This is a genomic window from Stagnihabitans sp. (assembly GCF_964946895.1).
In genome coordinates this window covers 44,467-62,705 of sequence record NZ_CBBQHX010000010.1, presented here as the reverse complement: position 1 = coordinate 62,705, position 18,239 = coordinate 44,467, and the positions used below count along the sequence as shown (strand labels likewise).

General features: G+C 63.1%; 17 protein-coding genes. 10 read left to right on the top strand and 7 right to left on the bottom strand.

Features of this window, described 5'->3' with window-relative positions:
- Positions 1-204: 204 nt before the first annotated feature.
- From AC1Y2B_RS08710 to AC1Y2B_RS08670, 9 genes are all read left to right on the top strand, one after another.
- Entirely contained in the window at positions 205-1,122 is a 918-nt protein-coding gene (locus tag AC1Y2B_RS08710) for a carbohydrate ABC transporter permease (protein WP_482252686.1), read from the top strand.
- Entirely contained in the window at positions 1,123-1,968 is an 846-nt protein-coding gene (locus AC1Y2B_RS08705) for a carbohydrate ABC transporter permease (protein ID WP_482252685.1), read from the top strand.
- Between the two features lie 50 nt (positions 1,969-2,018).
- Entirely contained in the window at positions 2,019-3,239 is a 1,221-nt protein-coding gene (locus AC1Y2B_RS08700) for an ABC transporter substrate-binding protein (RefSeq protein ID WP_482252684.1), read from the top strand.
- Positions 3,240-3,308: 69 nt separating this feature from the next.
- Positions 3,309-4,406 carry an ABC transporter ATP-binding protein gene (locus AC1Y2B_RS08695; protein ID WP_482252683.1) on the top strand — a complete coding sequence of 366 codons (1,098 nt, stop codon included), beginning with the start codon at positions 3,309-3,311 and terminating at the stop codon, positions 4,404-4,406.
- Positions 4,407-4,417: 11 nt separating this feature from the next.
- Positions 4,418-5,560, top strand: coding sequence for a Gfo/Idh/MocA family protein (locus tag AC1Y2B_RS08690; protein WP_482252682.1), 1,143 nt, complete (start codon positions 4,418-4,420; stop codon positions 5,558-5,560).
- Entirely contained in the window at positions 5,557-6,564 is a 1,008-nt protein-coding gene (locus AC1Y2B_RS08685) for an SIS domain-containing protein (protein ID WP_482252681.1), read from the top strand. Before AC1Y2B_RS08690 ends, AC1Y2B_RS08685 begins: the two co-directional genes overlap by 4 nt.
- On the top strand, positions 6,561-7,484 hold the full coding sequence (locus AC1Y2B_RS08680; RefSeq protein ID WP_482252680.1) for an ROK family protein: 924 nt from the start codon (positions 6,561-6,563) through the stop codon (positions 7,482-7,484). The genes AC1Y2B_RS08685 and AC1Y2B_RS08680 overlap by 4 nt, the downstream gene beginning before the upstream one ends.
- A 70-nt stretch (positions 7,485-7,554) precedes the next feature.
- A complete protein-coding gene (locus AC1Y2B_RS08675; protein WP_482252679.1) occupies positions 7,555-8,646 on the top strand; it encodes an N-acetylglucosamine-6-phosphate deacetylase in 1,092 nt (363 codons plus the stop codon).
- Positions 8,646-9,107, top strand: a complete 462-nt coding sequence (locus tag AC1Y2B_RS08670; protein ID WP_482252678.1) for a MaoC family dehydratase — start codon at positions 8,646-8,648, stop codon at positions 9,105-9,107. Before AC1Y2B_RS08675 ends, AC1Y2B_RS08670 begins: the two co-directional genes overlap by 1 nt.
- Here AC1Y2B_RS08670 and AC1Y2B_RS08665 read toward each other — a convergent pair.
- The 7 genes from AC1Y2B_RS08665 to cysQ form a co-directional block, all read right to left on the bottom strand.
- Positions 9,074-10,474 carry a nodulation protein NodH gene (locus AC1Y2B_RS08665; RefSeq protein WP_482252677.1) on the bottom strand — a complete coding sequence of 467 codons (1,401 nt, stop codon included), beginning with the start codon at positions 10,472-10,474 and terminating at the stop codon, positions 9,074-9,076. The two genes, AC1Y2B_RS08670 and AC1Y2B_RS08665, sit on opposite strands and share 34 nt — an antisense overlap.
- Before the next feature lie 12 nt (positions 10,475-10,486).
- On the bottom strand, positions 10,487-12,184 hold the full coding sequence (locus AC1Y2B_RS08660) for a DUF5927 domain-containing protein (RefSeq protein ID WP_482252676.1): 1,698 nt from the start codon (positions 12,182-12,184) through the stop codon (positions 10,487-10,489).
- Between the two features lie 10 nt (positions 12,185-12,194).
- Positions 12,195-13,181: a glycosyltransferase family 2 protein gene (locus AC1Y2B_RS08655; RefSeq protein ID WP_482252765.1), complete on the bottom strand. Its 987-nt coding sequence runs from the start codon at positions 13,179-13,181 to the stop codon at positions 12,195-12,197.
- 241 nt (positions 13,182-13,422) lie between these two features.
- Entirely contained in the window at positions 13,423-14,433 is a 1,011-nt protein-coding gene (locus AC1Y2B_RS08650) for a glycosyltransferase family 2 protein (RefSeq protein WP_482252764.1), read from the bottom strand.
- Between the two features lie 123 nt (positions 14,434-14,556).
- Complete coding sequence (gene galU / locus AC1Y2B_RS08645; RefSeq protein WP_482252675.1) at positions 14,557-15,468, bottom strand: UTP--glucose-1-phosphate uridylyltransferase GalU; 912 nt, start codon at positions 15,466-15,468, stop codon at positions 14,557-14,559.
- A 178-nt stretch (positions 15,469-15,646) separates the two neighbouring features.
- On the bottom strand, positions 15,647-16,447 hold the full coding sequence (locus tag AC1Y2B_RS08640; RefSeq protein ID WP_482252674.1) for a 3-deoxy-manno-octulosonate cytidylyltransferase family protein: 801 nt from the start codon (positions 16,445-16,447) through the stop codon (positions 15,647-15,649).
- Complete coding sequence (gene cysQ, locus AC1Y2B_RS08635; protein ID WP_482252673.1) at positions 16,444-17,238, bottom strand: 3'(2'),5'-bisphosphate nucleotidase CysQ; 795 nt, start codon at positions 17,236-17,238, stop codon at positions 16,444-16,446. Before cysQ ends, AC1Y2B_RS08640 begins: the two co-directional genes overlap by 4 nt.
- A gap of 143 nt (positions 17,239-17,381) precedes the next feature.
- Here cysQ and AC1Y2B_RS08630 point away from each other — a divergent pair, with 143 nt between their 5' ends.
- On the top strand, positions 17,382-18,203 hold the full coding sequence (locus AC1Y2B_RS08630; protein ID WP_482252672.1) for an ABC transporter permease: 822 nt from the start codon (positions 17,382-17,384) through the stop codon (positions 18,201-18,203).
- Positions 18,204-18,239 lie beyond the last annotated feature (36 nt).

Below are 18,239 nucleotides of genomic sequence, written 5' to 3'. Positions count from 1 at the left end.
TGATTGGTATTACATTTCAGCGGTCAAACCAGACCACGCCCATCATTTGGCGCTCGATTCGGGCAAAAAACAAGCCAAAAATCAAAGAGAAACAGAATTTATGCGTAATTGGTATTATATAGGTAGTAAAAGCATCCGACTTTGGTAACATCGCTCCCAACAAGAGATTCGGCGCTGAAGCACCGAGCGGATACGGGGAAACGAATGACTGACATTTCGCCGCCCATCAAAGCACGCCGTCGCGGCCTGTCAGAGGCGTGGTTCGCCTGGGCGCTGATTTTCCCCGCCGTCGCCTTCATCGGCGTCATCGTGGCTTGGCCATTGCTGGAAACGATCCGCCTGTCCTTTACCAATGCCGACATGAACAGCGAAAGCTGGGTGGGGCTGTCGAACTACCAAAAACTTCTCGGCAGCAGCAAGTTCTTCACCATCATCGGGCTGACCTTTTACTGGATGGTGCTGTCGGTCTCGCTCAAGCTGATCGTCGGCCTGATCGGGGCCACGCTCCTCAGCGCCGCCGTCCCCGGCCGCGGCCTGTTCCGCATGCTGATCATGCCGCCGTGGGTCATCCCGATCGCCATCGGCTGCATCGGCTGGTTGTGGGTCTATAACGGCCAATTCGGCATCGTGTCCGGCATGGCCCAGCGCTTCGGCATCCTTGATGGCCCGTTCGAGTTCCTCGCTTACAAGAACTCGGCCTTCTATTCCTGTATCATCACCGATGTCTGGGTCGGCACGCCGATGGTCAGCCTGTTCTTTCTGGCCGCCATGCAGGGCGTCTCCCGTGACCTCTATGAAGCCGCTTGGGTTGATGGTGCTGGCCGCTGGTACCGCTTCCGCCGCATCACTATTCCGCAGATCATGCCTGTGATCGTCTCGATGGCGCTCCTGTCCGCGATCTGGACCTTCAACTCCTTCGACATCATCTGGATTTTGACCCAAGGCGGCCCGCGCGGCGGCACCACGACGATGATCATCGACACCTACAAGACCGCGATCGGCAACTTCAAATTCGGTGAAGGTTCCGCCCGTGCCGTGGCCATCGTGATCCTGCTGGGCCTGTTCTCGCTCTTGTACCTCACGCTTCTGAACCGCGTGAACAAGTTCTACGGGGTGAAGTAAATGCTGATGGACCGCTACTCGCTCCTCCACAAAATCGGCATCTACGCCGCCATTCTGGTCTTCCTGACCTTCATCCTTCTCCCCTTCATCGAGATGTTCCGCACCAGCCTGTCGCCGATGAGCCACCTGTTCCACTCACCTTACGAGTTCTGGACCAACGAATTCTCCTTTCAGGCCTACCACGACATGTGGATCAAGGTGCCGCTTCTGGGCCGCTACATCCTGAACTCGATCTATATCGCCAGCATGGTCACGGCCCTGACGATGATCTTCGTGATCCCCGCCGCCTATGCCTATGCGCGGCTCGATTTCCCGTTCAAATCCATCTCTCTCGGCGCCTTCCTTGCCGTCAACATGTTCACCGGCGCCGTGCTGCTGATCCCGCTTTACCGTGTGATGCAGACCCTCAGCCTGTTGAACACCTACTGGTCGATGATCATCCCCGGCGTCGCTTTCCTGATCCCTACCGGCATCTGGCTGCTGCGCGGCTATCTGGAAAAGATCCCGAAAGAACTTGAGGAAGCCGCCTATGTCGACGGCGCGTCCCGCCTCTACACCCTGCGCCGGATCGTGCTGCCCCTCGCCGTCCCGGGCCTGATCGTCGTCGGCGTATCGGTCTTCATCGGCGCCTATGCCCAGCAATACCTTTTCGCCATCACCTTCAATCAGGTGCGCGAATACCAGCCCCTCGCGGCCGGGCTGTTCGAATTCATCGGCTATCAGTCGGTGGAATGGAACCAGATGATGGCCGCCACCCTGACCGGCATCCTGCCCGTCATCATCGTCTTCCTGTTCCTGCAGAAATACCTCGTCGCCGGTCTGACCGCCGGCGCGGTGAAAGAGTGACCACCAAGAAACCAACCCATTCCAAGCCTAACCAACAAAGGGAGTTCACAATGAAATACACAAAGACTCTGTTCCTCGCCGCGGCCCTGATGGGCACTTCGGCGATGGCGGCCCATGCCACGGATCTGTCCGTGATCCTGTGCGGCGATCCGCGCCCGGCCGACAAGGTGGTGACTGACAAGTTCCAGGCTGACAACCCCGACATCAAGGTCAGTGTCGAGCAGGTTCCGTGGGGCACCTGCCAAGACAAGGCGATGACGCTGGCCTCTGCCGGCAACCCAGTGGGCCTGGCCTACATCGGCTCGCGGACGCTGTTGAAGCTGTCGAAAGAAGACCTGATCGTTCCGGCGGAAATTGCGCCTGACATGGTCGACAAGTACCAGCCCGGCGTGTTGAAGACCGTGTCTTCGGGCGGCAAATACTGGGGCTATCCCCACGCCTTCTCGACCAAGGCGCTTTACATCAACTGCGACCTCGTGAAAGCCGCCGGTCTGGAATGCAAGGCGCCGGAAACCTGGGCTGACATGATCGCCATGGCCAAGGCGATCAAGGAAAAAGACAATGTCGCAGGCATCGGCATCGCCGGCAAAGACTTCGACAACACGATGCACATGTTCCTCGACTTCCTCTATTCCGATGGCGGTTCGGTTCTGAACGCCGACACCGGCGCTGTCACGCTGGACAGCCCGCAGACCCGCGAAACCCTGCAGATGTACAAGGACATCCTGCCCTACGCCGAAGAAGGCCCGACCGCCTGGGAACGTGACCAGATGAAGGATCTGTTCAACGACCAGAAGCTGGGCATGTATGTCTCCGGTCCGTGGGCCAAGGGCCAGTCGAAAGACAAGGTTCCCAACATGCTTGTCGTCCCGGTTCCGCATGGCCCGTCGGGCAAGTCGGGCACCATCCTGATCACCGACTCCATCGCCGTCTTCAAGCAGAAGGACCCGGCTGTCCAAGCCGCCGCCCAGAAGCTGGCTGCCGCGATGACCTCGGGCGATGCGCAGTATGACCTTGACCAGTCCTGGGGCCTGACCCCGATCTTCCAATACGAAAAGCTGGGCGTGGCCAAGCCCTTCTACATGGATGATCCCTTCTGGAAGATCTTCGTCGACGGCATCTCGACCGGCGGACCCGAGCCGATGGTCACCGACTTCAAGTCGCTGCAAGGCGTGTTCACCACCATGATCCAGGGCGTGATGCTGGGCGAGGGCGGATCGGTTGACGATCTGGTCAAGCAAGCCGCCGCCGATCTGGCCGAAGTGAAGTAACCGAAGTCGCGGGCGGCCTCCGGGTCGCCCGCATCCCCTAAGCCCCCGCCTGCTTTGCCCGAGGACCCCATGGCCACGCTGAACCTGCAAAACATCACCAAGTCCTTCGGCACCTCTCAAGTCCTGAAGGGCATCGACCTTGCCATCAAGGACAAGGAATTCGTCGTTTTCGTCGGCCCGTCCGGCTGCGGCAAATCCACCCTCCTGCGCATCGTCGCCGGGTTGGAGGAAGCGACTTCCGGCGCCATCGTCATCGAAGGCACCGATGTGTCAAACCTTGCCCCTGTCGACCGTGGCATCTCGATGGTCTTCCAATCCTACGCCCTCTACCCCCACCTGACCGTCTACGAAAACATCGCCTTCCCCCTCCGCGTCCAGAAACTGCCTGAATCCGAGGTCAAATCCAAAGTCGCCAAAGCCGCCGAGATCCTGCAACTGACCGAAAAACTGCAGCTGAAACCCGGCCAACTGTCTGGCGGCCAGCGCCAGCGCGTCGCCATTGGCCGCTCCATCGTGCGCAACCCCAAGATCTTCCTGTTCGACGAGCCGCTCTCGAACCTCGACGCCGCCCTGCGCGGTGACATGCGGGTCGAACTCAGCCAACTCCACCGCGACCTGGCTGCCACCATGATCTACGTCACCCATGACCAGGTCGAGGCGATGACCATGGCCCACCGCATCGTCGTCCTCTCCGCCGGCAAGGTCGAGCAATTCGGCACGCCGATGGAACTCTACCACCACCCCGCCACCCGCTTCGTCGCAACCTTCATCGGCCAGCCCAACATGAACCTCGTCCCCGCCAAGGTGCTGGGCTACGACACCCGTGGCCTTGCCGTCGAACTTGACGGCGGCGTGCAGATGACCCTGCCCGTCGATGGCGCCTCCGCCAAGAAGGGCGACCGCATCGAAGTTGGCATGCGCCCCGAAAACATCCACCTCGGTCAGGGCCTCTCGATGAAAGTCCGCGTGCTGGAACGTCTCGGCGGCGTTTCGATCACCTACGGCTTCCTGCCCAACGGCCAACGCTTTTGCGCCGCCCTGCCCGGCGACGCCGCCGTGGCCGAGGGACAGTCCATCGACCTGTCGATCAACCCCGCCGATTGCCACGTATTCGACGCCAGCGGAGCGGTCTTGCGCCGTCTCATGGCCCCCGCTCTCGCCGCCTGAAGGAGACTGATATGCGCGTTGTCACTGCTGGCATCGGCCTTCGGGCCGGTCACGTCCTGTCGACCCTGAAAGCCGAAATGCCCGAGGTCGAATTCGTCGGCTTCTACGACCCCCAGCCGACCTTTCTGGAGATGATCGGCACCGACGTCCCCCGCTACCCGACGGTAGAGGCCATGCTGTCTGACGCCAAGCCCGACCTCTTCTGCGTCTTCTCCCCCAACCTGTTCCACCTCGAACACATCCGCCTTGGCCTTGAGGCCGGCGTGCAGATGTTCACCGAAAAACCCGTCGTCGTCTCCATCGACGAAACCCTCGAACTCGCCCGCCTGCTGTCGAACTACGGCGGCGCCTCCCGTGCCATGATCGGCCTCGTCCTGCGCTATTCCCAGCACATGGTCGACCTGCGCGCCTCCCTCGCCGAAGGCCAGTTGGGCCGCATCGTCTCCCTAGAAGCCAACGAGCATATCGCACCCTACCACGGCGCCTTCTTCATGCGCGACTGGCGGCGAAAGGTTCACTATTCCGGCGGATTCCTCCTCGAAAAGTGCTGCCACGACCTCGACATCTACAACATGGTCACCGCCTCGCGCCCGGCCAAAGTGGCCTCTTTCGGTGGCCGGAAATCCTTCCTCCCCGAAAACGCCCCCTCCAACAACGCCGAGGCCGAGATCTTTCACGTCAAGAAATCCGTCTGGGAATCCGTCGATGACCCCTTCCGCTCCGACGGTGACATCATCGACTTCCAAACCTCCATCCTGCAATACGAAACCGGCGCCTCCCTCGCCTTCCACACCAACCTCAACGTCCCGGATGAACACCGCCGCTTCTGCATCATGGGCACCCACGGCATGGCCGAGGGCGACTTCGTCCGTGGCTTCCTCAAAGTCACCGCCCGCGATGGCCGCCGCTTGGTCGACAACGACTACACCCAAGGCCCTGCCGTCAAAGGCGCCCACTACGGCGCCGATACCCTGATGTGCCGCGACATCACCAAATTCCTGCGCGGCGAGGCCGCAGGCCTGCCAGTGTCGGTGCTGGACGCAATGGAGGCCGGCATCGCCGCCCTCGGCCTCGACCAAGCCCGCGAATCCGGCACCATCGTCGACCTCTCCCCGGTCTGGGCCAAACTCGACAGCTACGGCCTGCGGAAATGACCGAGCCCGGCGCGCACATGAAATCGGAACTGGCGGAGGCCCCTGCGGTCTTCGCGGGCACCATCCGCACCGCCATATCAGCCTCCGACGCCGCCCAAATCGCCCAACTCCACCCCAAAGCCATCTACACCATCGCCCGCGGCTCCTCCGACGCCGCAGCCAACATCCTCTCCTACGAATTCATGCGGGAAACCGGCCTCCCCATGACCTCCCTCCCCCCTTCCATCTTCTCCGTCGGCAAAGGCGTGGCCCTGGACGGGGCTTTAGCCCTCGTCGTCTCCCAATCCGGCGCCTCCAACGACCTCGTCCTCTCCGCCCAAGGCGCCAAAGCCCGCGGCGCCACCGTCATCGGCCTGATCAACGCCCCGAACTCCCCAGTGTCCGAGCACGCCCACCTCACCCTCCCCATCGGCGCCGGCCCCGAACTCGCCGTTCCCGCCACCAAGTCCGTCATAGGCTCCATCGCCGCCGGAATGGCCCTCCTCTCCCACCTAGCCCCCGCCTACGCCCCCCGCGCAGCGGCGTCCGCGAAGGCCTTCGACGCCCACTTGAGCCCGCTCCCCCAAACCAAAGCCGTCCTCTCCGCCCTCCTGCGCGCCAACCACGTCTATGTCATCGGTCGCGACACCGGCTACGGCGCGGCCCAAGAACTCGCGCTCAAACTCAAGGAAACCTGCGCCATCCATGCCGAGGCCTATTCCTCGTCCGAGGTCCTCCACGGCCCCCTGCAACTGGCGACCAACCCGCTCCTGATCCTGATCCTCGACACCGAACAACCCGACGTCCAAGCCTCCCTCGACACCGCCGAGGCCCGCTTCAAAGCGGCTGGCGGCACCACCTACCGCCTGCGCCCTTCCGACATTGGCGCTGCAAACCTCACCCCCGCCGCTGCCGCCGCCATGCTCCTCTGCCTCGCCTATCCCCTCGTCCTCGCCACCGCCCTCGCCCTCGGCCACGACCCCGACCGCCCCGAGACCTTGTCCAAAGTGACCCAAACCATATGACGCCCCCCGCCTACATCGCAGCAGGCATCGACCTCGGCGGCACCAAGATCGAGGCGCAGCTGTTCGATTCTGGCTGGAACCGGGTCACATCCCACCGCACAGCGACCCCGAAAACCTACGAAGCGCTCGTCGCCGCCATGGCCACCCAAATCGCATGGGTCGAAAGCCACACCGCAAACCTCCCCATCGGAGTCGCCGCCGCAGGCCTCATCAACCCCACCACCGGCCTCGCCCTCACCGCCAACCTGCCCGCCACCGGCAAACCCTTCCCCGCCGACATCGAGGCGGCATCAGGCCGCAAGATCACCTACGTCAACGACTGCCGCGCCCAGACCCTGTCCGAGGCGCAATTCGGCGCCGCCATCGGCTACCGCACCGCCCTGTCCCTCAACCTCGGCACCGGCCTCGCCGGCGGCATTGTGGTCGACGGCCGCCTCCTGCAAGGCCCCTCCGGCCTCGGCGGCGAATTCGGCCACTTCACCCTCCCCGCCCCGACCGTCGCCAAACATAACCTCCCCATCCTCCGCTGCGGCTGCGGCCGCATGGGCTGCACCGAGACCCTCATCGCCGGCCCCGGCCTTGCCCGCATCGTCACCCACATCACCAACCGCACCCTCCCGCCCGAAGACATCGTGCGCTTGCGCCAAACAGACCCTGACATTGCCAAATGCTGGGCCATCTGGTGCGAGTTGACCGCCGAACTGATCCACACCCTGACCCTCACAGTCGACCCCGCTTGCATCGTCCTCGCTGGCGGCCTGTCCCGCGCCGAAGGCCTCATCCAAGACCTGCAAGAGGCCCTCACCCACACCGCCCTGCCCGGCTTCCCCTATCCGCCGCTCCTCCTCGCCCAAGGCGGCGACACCACCGGCGCACGCGGGGCCGCCTATGCCGCCTATCTTGAGGGGGCCAATCCATGACTCCCCTTCCTTTCGCCGCCGCTTTCCCCGATAGAGCCGCCACGCCGCACCGCAGCGGAAGGGATGAGCCATGACGACATACCTGCACCCCGACCAGATCTTCGACGGCCAAAGCCTGCGCCAAGGCGTCCTTGCCATCGAAAACGGCACCGTCACCGCCATCGTTGATGCAGCCCCCGACGCCCAGCGCCTGAAGGGCACCATCACCCCCGGCTACCTGGACCTGCAGGTCAACGGCGGCGGCGATGCGCTGGTCAACACCACCCCCACCGCTGCCGCGATGCAAACCATCGCAGCCGCCCACCGCCGCTTCGGCACCGTGGCCGTCTTGCCCACCGTCATCACCGACGCGCCGGAAATCCTCGATCGCGCCGCCGAGGCCGCCCTTGCCGCCCACGGCCAACCCGGCATCCTCGGCCTGCATATCGAAGGCCCGCACCTTTCCATCGCCCGCCGCGGCACCCACGCTGCCCGCTACATCCGCCCCTTCGACCAACGCACCCTGACCATCGTCCAACGCCTGCGCGCCGCCGGCGTCCCGGTCATGATCACCGTCGCCCCAGAAGGCGTTGCGCCCGGCGACATCGCCGCCCTCGTCAAAACCGGCGCCATCGTCTCGCTCGGCCACTCCGACACCACAGCGGAACACGTCCGCGCCTGCCTGGCCGAGGGGGCCACCTGCTTCACCCACCTCTTCAACGCCATGTCGCCGATGCTGAACCGCACGGCTGGCGTCACCGGCGCCTGCATCAACTCCACCGCTTTCTCCGGCATCATCTGCGATGGCATCCACGTGGCGGATGAGATGGTCGCGCTGGCGCTGCGCGCCAGGCCTGTTCCGGACCGGACCTTCCTCGTCTCGGACTCCATGTCCACCGTGGGCGGCTCAGACCACTTCACGCTCTACGGCCAAGAAATCCGCCTCGTGAACGGCCGCCTTGTGAACGCCGAAGGCTCCCTCGCCGGGGCCCACATCACCATGGCCGAAAGCGTCGCCCGCCTGATCAACGTCCTGCACATTGACCCCGCCGCCGCCCTGCGCATGGCCTCCACCATCCCTGCCAGGGTGATCGGCCGCAATCCCTTCATCATCGGCCAAAGCCTGAACGACCTTCTGCTGCTCAACCCCGATTGGACGGTCGCACGCACCGGCCTCAACTGATGCTGCCCCCCGGCCTGCACGAATTCGACGCGCTGGCGATTGGCGACGAAATCGTCACCAACTGGGCCGAAATCACGCCCCAAACCATCGATACCTTTGCCACCCTCACCCAGGACCGCTTCGCAATCCACCTGTCAGACGAAGGCGCCAAAGCCCACGGCTTCCCCAAACGCGTCGCCCACGGCCTTCTGATCCTGTCGCTGATCGAGGGCCTCAAATCCACCGCCCCCGCGCAAATCAACACCTTCGCCAGCCTCGGCTACGACTGGAGCTTCCGCGCCCCTGTTTTCGCCGGTGACCGCATCCGCGCCAAGCTCACCGTCACGGCCAAGCGCAACGCTGCCGACAAGGGCCTGCTGACCCTTGCCATCGCGGTTGAAAACCAGCACGGCACCATCGTCCAACGCGGGCAATCGCGCCTGATGGCCTACCGCCAATCCCCATACCCGAAGGCCACGTAGTCCTTGCCATAGGCGTCGCGCGCCGCGGCCTCCAGGTCAGGCCCGTAAATCTCGGCCAGGACGAAGGGCTCCTTGTCCTGCACCACCGGCAACGGCATCATCGCCATCCCCGCCTCGGCGCATACGAAGGCCAGCCCCTCTTCCAACCGCTCTTCCCGCAGCAGATGGTCGGGCGCCTGCAACTGCGCAAAGCCCGTCACCGTCGCCAGTTGCGAGGCCAGATGCGGCGGCGTCCGCAACTCGGTCCGGCCGGCATGCAGATGCTTGACCATCTCCAGCCATTTCAGGAACCCGGCACGATGGGCCGCCGCATCAGGATAACCCTTGCCCTTGGCCGGCAATTCCACCTTGTGCACCCGCTTCAGATGGCCGCGCAGCTCCGCCATCCAGTCCTTTTCCAGATAATCGCAAAACCCCGCATGCGCCCGCGTCAAAGGGTGCCGCACCACGGTAAAACTGCGATGCCCCGGCCGATCCTGCCGCCACGCCTTCAAACTTTGCCGGTCAAAGGCGTTCTCCACCCCGCCATAGCCCTGCAACCACTTGCGCACCGGCTGCTCGACCGAGGCGCGGATCGGCTGGAACAGCAACCCCACCGCCATGCTTGCCACATAGGTGTTGATCGCTCCCTGCCGGCGCGGCTCAAAACTCGGCGTCTGGGCGATGTTGAAGAAATCAATCTTGCCCAACCCGGCAACCATGTCCGCCGGATTGCAGACCTTTTCGCGCAGCGGCTCCGGGTTCTGCTTCTTGATCGTCAGGTCCAGCTTTTCCAGCCGCCCCTCCACCCCCAGAAACGCCGCGAGCCCGTTGATCACCGCCAGATCCAGCACATCGTCGTAATCAATATAGAACGCCGTCTGCCCCGAAACCTGCAACCGGTTCAGCAACTGCACCTGAAAGGCCTGACATTCGTCGATCCGGTCCCGAAACTCCGCCAGATCAAACTTCGGCCGCGCGGTCTTGATATTGGCCGCCGAGGTCGTGCGCCACTGGTTGCTTTCCTTGGCGATCTTCCAGCTGATGTAGCTTTCCAGCGGGTTGCGCGTCAGCACCACCTTGGCCACGGTCGGATCGTCCACCACCAGCTCGAACACCCGCGGATCATGGTTGTGGAAATAGCGAAAGCCCGGCAACCCCTCGGTCTGCCGCTTCATCGCCTTCAGCAGCGCATCCGGCGACAGGTCGCGCTGGTGGATCGACACCCCCAGCAGCTCTTGCTTCTTTTCTGATCCGACAAAGGCCGGATTGAACGCCTCGCCATAGCACATCACACCGGGAATGGCGTTCAGGTTGGCTTCCAGAAAATTCGACCCCGTCCGCATTTCCGCAAAGACGACAAAGGATTGGAACCGGGATTTGGCCAAAAGATCAGTCCTTTACTTCACCAGATAGGGTCGCCCACGCCGCGAGGCGGCAGGCGTCACCCCCTCCCCGGTCGGGAAATCGCCCATCAGAACGGGTTGCATGCCCTGATTGCGCAGGTTCTGCAGGAATTGGCCAAAGCCTTTCAGGTCCGTCAGCGTCGGCGCCTCGGTCAGCCGGCGCAGGCTGCGCGGGCTGATCTCGTCGACGATGCTTTGCAACGGCTCCATCGGGTTTTCGACAAACTCGGCCAAGGTCCAGATCCGGATGCGCGCCTTGGCGTGATGCGACCGCAATATCGCCAGATGATCCGCCTCGATCTTCTGCAACCGCGCCGCTTCGCGGCGGATGTCGCCAAAGTTCTGGTTCGCATGAAAGAGCGGAATCGACCACGCCCCCGAGATGACCGAGATCTGCGCATTCGGATCGCAGGCCATCATCCAGCTGCACTCCTGCAGATCATGCGGCCCGAACTGAAAGCACTGCCGCTCGCCCCGGGTGTTCCAGATCAGGTTCGACAGGAAATTCTTCGGGGCATAGTCGCGCAGCGCCGCACTGTCTGACAAAGCCCCGCTGAACACGCGTTCGCCGCCGGCAAATTCCACCCGGCCGGGCGCGAACAGATGGCCATGGGCGCGGGTTCCCGCCACCTTGCCCAACCAGGCCTCGAAATTCTCGAACACCTCCGAGAAGCCTTCGAACACCGAATAGGGCGCGGCCGTCCGGCCATGGCCCCAATTGGCATTGGGAAACCGGCTTTGCATGTAAAGCCCGGTGCGGCCCTTGGTCCGCCGCTCCACCGCCTTGGAAAACAGCCGGTCGATCTTGCCCGGATTGGGTTCCGCCGCCACTTGCCCAGGCCCCGCGCCGCGCAGGAAGCTGTCATACAGCTTGTCCGCCTGCGGCCACATCTTGCGCGCCACAAAGCAATCAGACCGCCGCAGAAGCTGCAGATGATCGTCATAGAAGATATGCGGCTTGCCCTGATAATCGAACTTCGACAGCGTCAGCGAGCGGCTTTCCACGTTGGTCGACACCTGCCGCACCATGGTCTGGAAATAGCTTTCGTCCGGAATCCAGACCTTGCGGAAATAGCGGTCGATCTCGGCCCGGTCGGGGCTTTCCAGAATGGCCGACAGGGTTTGCCGTGTCAGGCACCACCACTGGCTGCCCAGATGCGGCACAAGTCCGTCGGGGATCTTGCGGCGCATCTTCAGGCGGCGTTGCAGCCGCACATAGCCGTCAAACAGCGCCCGCTGCTTGCGCCAGCTGAACGGAAACCGCAGCGTGAACCGCTCCAGATTCAATCCGCCCACGGTCCAGCCCACATCCTGCGTCGTCACGCTTTCGATGAAATCGACGCGCGGGCGGCTGTCCAGATAGGCCACCAACTCCTCCACCGGGCGCAACGGCAGACAGGACCCAGAGGCCAGATAAACATGGCGCACCGCCGAAAACGTCTTCAGCATCAGGGCCGAGGCTTCCTGCGTCGCCGCCACGATGCCCCAAGTCCCCCACTCGCAGGCAAAGCGCCCCGAGAAGCGCACATTGCCCAGATCCGACAGCGCCCGCACCAGCCCGTCATAGGCCGGCGCCTTCACGCGGGCATCGACATGGATGACCACCGGGCAATCGCGTTCCGCCCAGTGGCGCGCCACTTCAGCGGCACGCTCCAGCGCGGTGTGGCACAACATGACGAAGCCTGCAGTCACCCCGCCCTCCTCAGGCCCAGTTGCCCTTCGACATCAGCCCAAGGATCTCAAGCTGACGCCAGTTGATGTACTTCTCGGAAAACTTGCACCACATGTCAGGGTGTTTCGCCAGACTTTCCTGATAGGCCTTGTATTCGGCACTCGCCCCATAATGCTGACCGCGCGCCATCTCCTCGGCCGCCTTCACTGCAAATGTATCCAGAAATTTGGCATGGAGAAGGCAACCCGACGCTTTTTCCCCGCCCCATTCGTCATAGACCAGATTAAGCCCGCGCGGCAGCAGCATATGGGTGGAACTGACATAGGCATAGGACCGGTGCCACTTGACCAGCGGCACCTTGTTCAGGGCCGGCGCCATCTCCGGCTTGTCGCCGAAGAACACCCGCGCCCGCGGCCCGCCCTGAATCCACAAATTGCCGAAACCGGCATTGCGGTGGATCGTGTAGTTGCCGCTGTCAAACCACTGCGCAATCTCGAACGGATTCTGCCCCTCTTGATAGGGTCGCGCGTGAATCGACCCCTTGGGATACATATCCAGCATCATCGCTGCAAAAGACCGCACCTCTGATGCATCCAGCCAGTCGGTCAAGGCCCGCAACGGCCGCGTCTCGCAGAACGGATAGACGAAGAATTCATCGACATCGACGGTCAGGCACCAGTGGCCGTGGCAGAACCGCCGCTGCAGATGCGTCAGCCAATCCACCCCAAACCTTGAGGCCTTGTAGCTGGCCTTGGTCGTCCACAACGAGACATCGGGCTGCCCCGCCAGATAGTCCCGGCTGCCGTCATCGCTGTCATTGTCGACGAACAGAAAATGCTCGATGCCAAGATCGCGGTAATACCGCAAGAAGAATGGCAGTCGGACGCGTTCATTGCGCAGCGTGCACAGCAGGATGATCGCATCGCCCGTCAGCCGGTCCGTGTGATCCTGAACCACCGTCAACTCGCGGCGTTTGCGGAACGCGCGCCAATGCGCCCGCCGCCGCCGCGCCCTCAGCTTGATGGCCCCCAGAATGCTCACCCGACGTCTCCGCTGGCCTGCGGCGTGGCAGGCCCTCTTCTTGCATAAGCCCCAAAGCTTGAAGAAGCCTTGATGCGTCTTGCCCCGACTCCTCCCAAGACGTCCGGACACCTGCCATTTAGGTTATATTTGGGGCCTAAAGACGGCGGTTTCCAGCATTTTATGCCTAAATTCACAACAGTTCTGCGCGGTTGGCCGCCAAGCCTCGGGCCCGGGGTCACACCCAGCCCCCGCGTGACATCAGGCCCAGCGCCTCCAGCTGCCGCCAGCCGCCATAGCGGCACGAGGTGGGGCTCCACAGATCCGGGTTGGCGCTCAGGCCGGCATAATAGGTGTCGTACAGGGCCGAGTTCGCGAAATGCTCGCGCCGCTCGCGCTCCTCGACCGATTTCTCCACGATGACTGGCAGGAATTTGGTGTGCAGCAAGATGCCCGACAGCACCTCGCCCCCCATCTCGTCAAACACCGCGTTCAACTGCGGCGGCAGAACCGCGTGGGTCGAGTTCACGTAAGCATAGCCCTTGCGCCACCGCACCAGCGGCACCTTGTTCAAGGTCGGCGCCCGGCGCGGGTCCGCCGCAAAGAATTGCCGGGCCCGCACCCCGCCTTGAATCCACAGGTTGCGCATTCTGGGCTGAACCTGCACGACATAATTGCCGCCATCGAACCAGCCCAGCGCCTCCACCGGGTCCTGCCCCGCGGCATAGCTCTGATCCTGCAGCTTCCCCTTGGGGTAAAGGTCCAGCATCATCGCCCCGAACGACCGCCGCCCCTCCGCCTCCAGCCGCGCGGTCAGCGCCGGCAGCGGGCGGGTTTCCCAATAGGGATAGACCAGCAACTCATCGGCATCCACCGTCAGGCACCAATGCCCCGCGCCATGCCGCCGCATCAACCACGTCAACCAGTCCAGCCCGAACCGCGAGGCCTTGTACCCCGCCGCACTCCGCCACAACGAGACATCCGGCTGATCCCTCAGCATCTCTGCCGTGCCGTCGGTGCTGGCATTGTCGACGATCAGAAAATGCCCGACGCCCAGCTTGCGATAGTGCTGCAGGAAATAGGGCAGCCGCAGCGCCTCGTTGCGCACCGTCATGAAGGCCAGCACCGAACCCGGCGCAATCTGGCCGCTGCGGTCCGCCACCCGGCTCAGTTCCCGCCGCTTGGCATAGGCGCGCAGCAAAAAGGCGCGCCGTCGCAGCCGAAGCCGGTAAGCGCGCCACATCGCCATGATCGAGATTTCCACCGGCGCCAGCTCGCATGGCCCCACGGCATGCGGCAACTGCCCCGGCCCCCAGATCGGCCCCCAGATCCGCCGCGCCCCCGCACGCAACCGATCCCAAAACGCCAATTGCTACTGCGCCGCCTTCTGCATGGCGACCATATCGTTGATATAGGCCGAGAATTCGTCGCGCAGATCAGGCCGGCTCAGGCCAAACGCCACCGTCGCCTGCAAGAACCCCGCCTTGCTGCCGCAGTCATAGCGCTGCCCGCGAAACCGGAAGCCAAACACCTGCCCCGGCGTCGCCGCCTCTTCGGCGATCGCGTCGGTCAGTTGAATTTCGCCGCCCGCGCCCTGCTTCATCTTGTTCAGGTTCGTCATCACCTGCGGCGTCAGAATATAGCGCCCGATGACCGCAAGGTTCGACGGCGGGTCGGATTTCGGCTTTTCCACCATGCCCTTGACCTGAACGATGGACCCCATGTCCTCGGCCACATCCAGCACGCCGTAAGACGAGGTCCGCTCCACCGGCACTTCCATCGCGGCCACCATGCAGCCGCCGGTTTGCTCGTAGGCTTCCACCATCTGCTGCAGGCAGGGCTTTTCCGCCGCAATCACGTCATCGGGCAGCAGAACCGCAAAGGGTTCGTTGCCGATCAGCCGTTTGGCGCACCAGACCGCGTGGCCCAGACCCAGGGCCCGGTTCTGCCGCACATAGGCAATCGCCCCCGAATCCATGTTGGTTTCGCGCAAGATCTCCAGCAAGTCTTCCTTGCCGCTGCGCCTGAGGCTGGCTTCCAGTTCGGGGGAGTGGTCGAAATAATCCTCCAGCGCCGATTTGCCGCGCGCCGTGACGAAGATGAACTCCTTGATCCCGGCCGCCCGCGCCTCGTCGATGGCGTATTGGATCAAGGGCCGGTCCACCAGCGTCAGAATCTCTTTCGGGATCGACTTGGTTGCGGGAAGAAACCGCGTCCCCATGCCAGCCACCGGGAACACCGCCTTGGTGACCTTCTTGATCTTGCGTCTCAGGATCTCTGCCATCTCAACCACTCGGATTTTTTCGCCGTTCTCAGACTTAGTAGATGACAGGTTAACAGATCTTTGGGTGACATGCTTCTGCCCAAGGCGCTAGTACCGTGCAAATCTGCACAATTTTATATACCTTCGAATAGGCCCTGTACGCTTTGAAGGCAGAAATCCGCCAAAATTGTGGCAAAGCCTAAACACGGGGCAAGCCCATCGCCCGCATCATCGACTCGATGACCGGCACGTCAGAGGGGTTGTTCAGCTCCCAGAACTGCCGCCCCTGTGACGCAACTTCCACGCACAGGACCTGGCGGCCCTGCTCCAGAAAGCGCAGTTGTTCCAACCCTTCCAGCTTTTCCAGCGGCCCGGTGGGCCAGGTCGGATAGGCCGCCAGCGCCGCCGGACGATAGGCATAGACGCCGACATGGTGGAACACCGGCGTCGGCTCGTCATCGTCATAGGTCTTGCCGGTGTAGGGGATCACCTCTTTCGAGAAGTACAGCCCGCGTCCACCCGCCCCAAACACCGCCGTCGTGCCGCCGACGCGCCCGGCGCGGCGGTCCGCCAGGAACCCCGCCACCGCCCGCCCGTCGCAGCGCAGCACCGGCGTGGCAATATCCGCCGCCGGGTCCGCCAGCAGTCCTGCCACCAGATCCTCGACAAACCACGCAGGCGTCAGCGGCGCATCGCCTTGCAAGTTCACCACCACCTCAAAGCCCGGCAGCTTCTGCACCACCTCGGCACAGCGCTCGGTCCCGTTCTGCGCCTCCGAAGAGGTCATCACCACCTCTGCGCCAAACCCCTCGGCATGGTCACGGATGCGGGCATCATCGGTGGCCACCACCACCCGATCCACACCCCGCACCGCCGTCGCCGCCTCCCAGCTGCGGCGGATCAGTGTCTTTTCCCCATCCGGTCCCTTCAGAACCACCAAGGGCTTGCCCGGATACCGGGTCGAGGCATAGCGGGCCGGGATTGCGATCAGAACGCTCATGCCTTCAACTCCACGCCGGGCGCATAGGCGATGAAGAACGGGTTGTCCCACCCCGCCTTGCCATAGGCCAGGGTCGAATGGTCATCAAACCGCACCATGTGGCCGCCCGCGCCACGCAAGACCGCGTCGCCCGCCGCCGTATCCCATTCCATCGTGCGCCCCAGCCGCGGATACAGATCCGCCTCGCCGGTCGCCACCAGACAGAACTTCAGGCTCGACCCCGCCGATGTCATGTCCTTGACCGCATATTTGCCGATATAATCGTCCGTCGCCTGATCCCGGTGGCTTTTCGAGGCCACCACCATCAGGGCCGCGTTGTCCGGCCTGGACACGCCGATCCGCTTCAGCGTCCCCACCACATCCTTGTCGAAAGCGCCAAGCTCCTCCACCGCCGTGCCATCGGGCAGCGTGTAAAACAGCCGGTCCTGCGCCGGGGCATAGACCACCCCGCGCAGGGGCACGCCCTTCTCGACATAGGCGATGTTCACCGTGAAATCGCCGCGCCGCTGCACGAACTCCTTGGTGCCGTCCAGCGGGTCAACGATCAGGAAGGTCTCCGCCGTCAGCGCATGGCTGGATGCCTGTTCCTCGGTGATCAGCACCACATCCGGAAAGGCCGCGCGCAAACCGGCCGAGATGATGGCATCGGCCGCCTCGTCGGCTTCGGTCACCGGGCTGGCGTCACTTTTCGACTTCACCGCGAAATCGGGCCCATTATAGACCTGCATGATTCGATCCCCGGCCTGCAGGGCAAGGCGGCGAATGACGGGCACAAGACGGTCGAAATCCATGCAATCTCCTAAGTGGGCCGGGAATTTCCCGCGTCCCGCGATTGAACAACCATGTTTCCGCCCTTATCATGAAAGATAAAGGGAACAGCAAGATTTCCCGTCGTAGAAGGGGATCACCCCAAAAGGCGTCAGAGACCTCGGTCATGTTCCAACCCACCGTCCCCAAGTCGCACGTCGGCAGCCTCATCGCGACCGGAGAGTTGATCTTCCACGTCGCGGTGCGCGACATCCGCAAGAACCACGGCAACGCCATCATGGGACTGATCCTGTCGATGATGCAGTCGGTCGTCATGGTGCTGTTCTTCTGGTTCATGATGACCGTGCTCAAGATGCGCGGCTCGGCGGTGCGCGGCGATTTCATGGTCTACTCGATGTCCGGCATCTTCATGTACATGACGCATATCAAGACCATCAAAGCCGTCGCCGCAGCCGAAGGCCCCACCTCGTCGATGATGAAACACGCGCCGATGAACACCATCGTTTCCATCGTCGGGCAGTCGCTGGCCACGCTGTATCAGCAGGTGCTGTCGATCCTTGTGATCATGTTCTTCTACAACACCGTCTTCAACCGCATCACCATCGAACAGCCGGTCATGGCGCTGTGCATGCTGTTGATCGCCTGGGTCTCGGGCATCGGCATCGGCATGGTGTTCAAGGCGGCAACGCCTTGGGCGCCAAACTTCATGCATGTCGCCAACACCGTCTACACCCGCGCCAACATGATCGCGTCGGGCAAGATGTTTCTGGCCAATGCCATGCCCACCTCGAAACTGGCGTGGTTCTGGTGGAACCCGCTGTTCCACATCATCGACCAGACCCGCGGCTTCGTCTTCCTCAACTACCACCCGCATTACAGCTCGATCCTCTACCCGGTCCTGGTGACCTTCGGGCTGATCATCATCGGGCTGATGGGCGACACCTTCACCCGCAAATACGCCTCGCTCAGCTGGGGCGCGCGCGGCTGACCGGCGGGTTTTCACCGCCTCGGGGAAAATCTGCAG

Bases quoted from the DNA above. Each gene is read 5' to 3' on its own strand.
- cysQ (WP_482252673.1), bottom strand. From the start codon at position 17,238: ATGGATTTCGACCGTCTTGTGCCCGTCATTCGCCGCCTTGCCCTGCAG.
- AC1Y2B_RS08680 (WP_482252680.1), top strand. From the start codon at position 6,561: ATGACGCCCCCCGCCTACATCGCAGCAGGCATCGACCTCGGCGGCACC.
- AC1Y2B_RS08675 (WP_482252679.1), top strand. From the start codon at position 7,555: ATGACGACATACCTGCACCCCGACCAGATCTTCGACGGCCAAAGCCTG.
- galU (WP_482252675.1), bottom strand. From the start codon at position 15,468: ATGGCAGAGATCCTGAGACGCAAGATCAAGAAGGTCACCAAGGCGGTG.
- AC1Y2B_RS08640 (WP_482252674.1), bottom strand. From the start codon at position 16,447: ATGAGCGTTCTGATCGCAATCCCGGCCCGCTATGCCTCGACCCGGTAT.
- AC1Y2B_RS08670 (WP_482252678.1), top strand. From the start codon at position 8,646: ATGCTGCCCCCCGGCCTGCACGAATTCGACGCGCTGGCGATTGGCGAC.
- AC1Y2B_RS08685 (WP_482252681.1), top strand. From the start codon at position 5,557: ATGACCGAGCCCGGCGCGCACATGAAATCGGAACTGGCGGAGGCCCCT.
- AC1Y2B_RS08705 (WP_482252685.1), top strand. From the start codon at position 1,123: ATGCTGATGGACCGCTACTCGCTCCTCCACAAAATCGGCATCTACGCC.
- AC1Y2B_RS08690 (WP_482252682.1), top strand. From the start codon at position 4,418: ATGCGCGTTGTCACTGCTGGCATCGGCCTTCGGGCCGGTCACGTCCTG.
- AC1Y2B_RS08630 (WP_482252672.1), top strand. From the start codon at position 17,382: ATGTTCCAACCCACCGTCCCCAAGTCGCACGTCGGCAGCCTCATCGCG.
- AC1Y2B_RS08695 (WP_482252683.1), top strand. From the start codon at position 3,309: ATGGCCACGCTGAACCTGCAAAACATCACCAAGTCCTTCGGCACCTCT.
- AC1Y2B_RS08650 (WP_482252764.1), bottom strand. From the start codon at position 14,433: ATGGCGATGTGGCGCGCTTACCGGCTTCGGCTGCGACGGCGCGCCTTT.
- AC1Y2B_RS08700 (WP_482252684.1), top strand. From the start codon at position 2,019: ATGAAATACACAAAGACTCTGTTCCTCGCCGCGGCCCTGATGGGCACT.
- AC1Y2B_RS08710 (WP_482252686.1), top strand. From the start codon at position 205: ATGACTGACATTTCGCCGCCCATCAAAGCACGCCGTCGCGGCCTGTCA.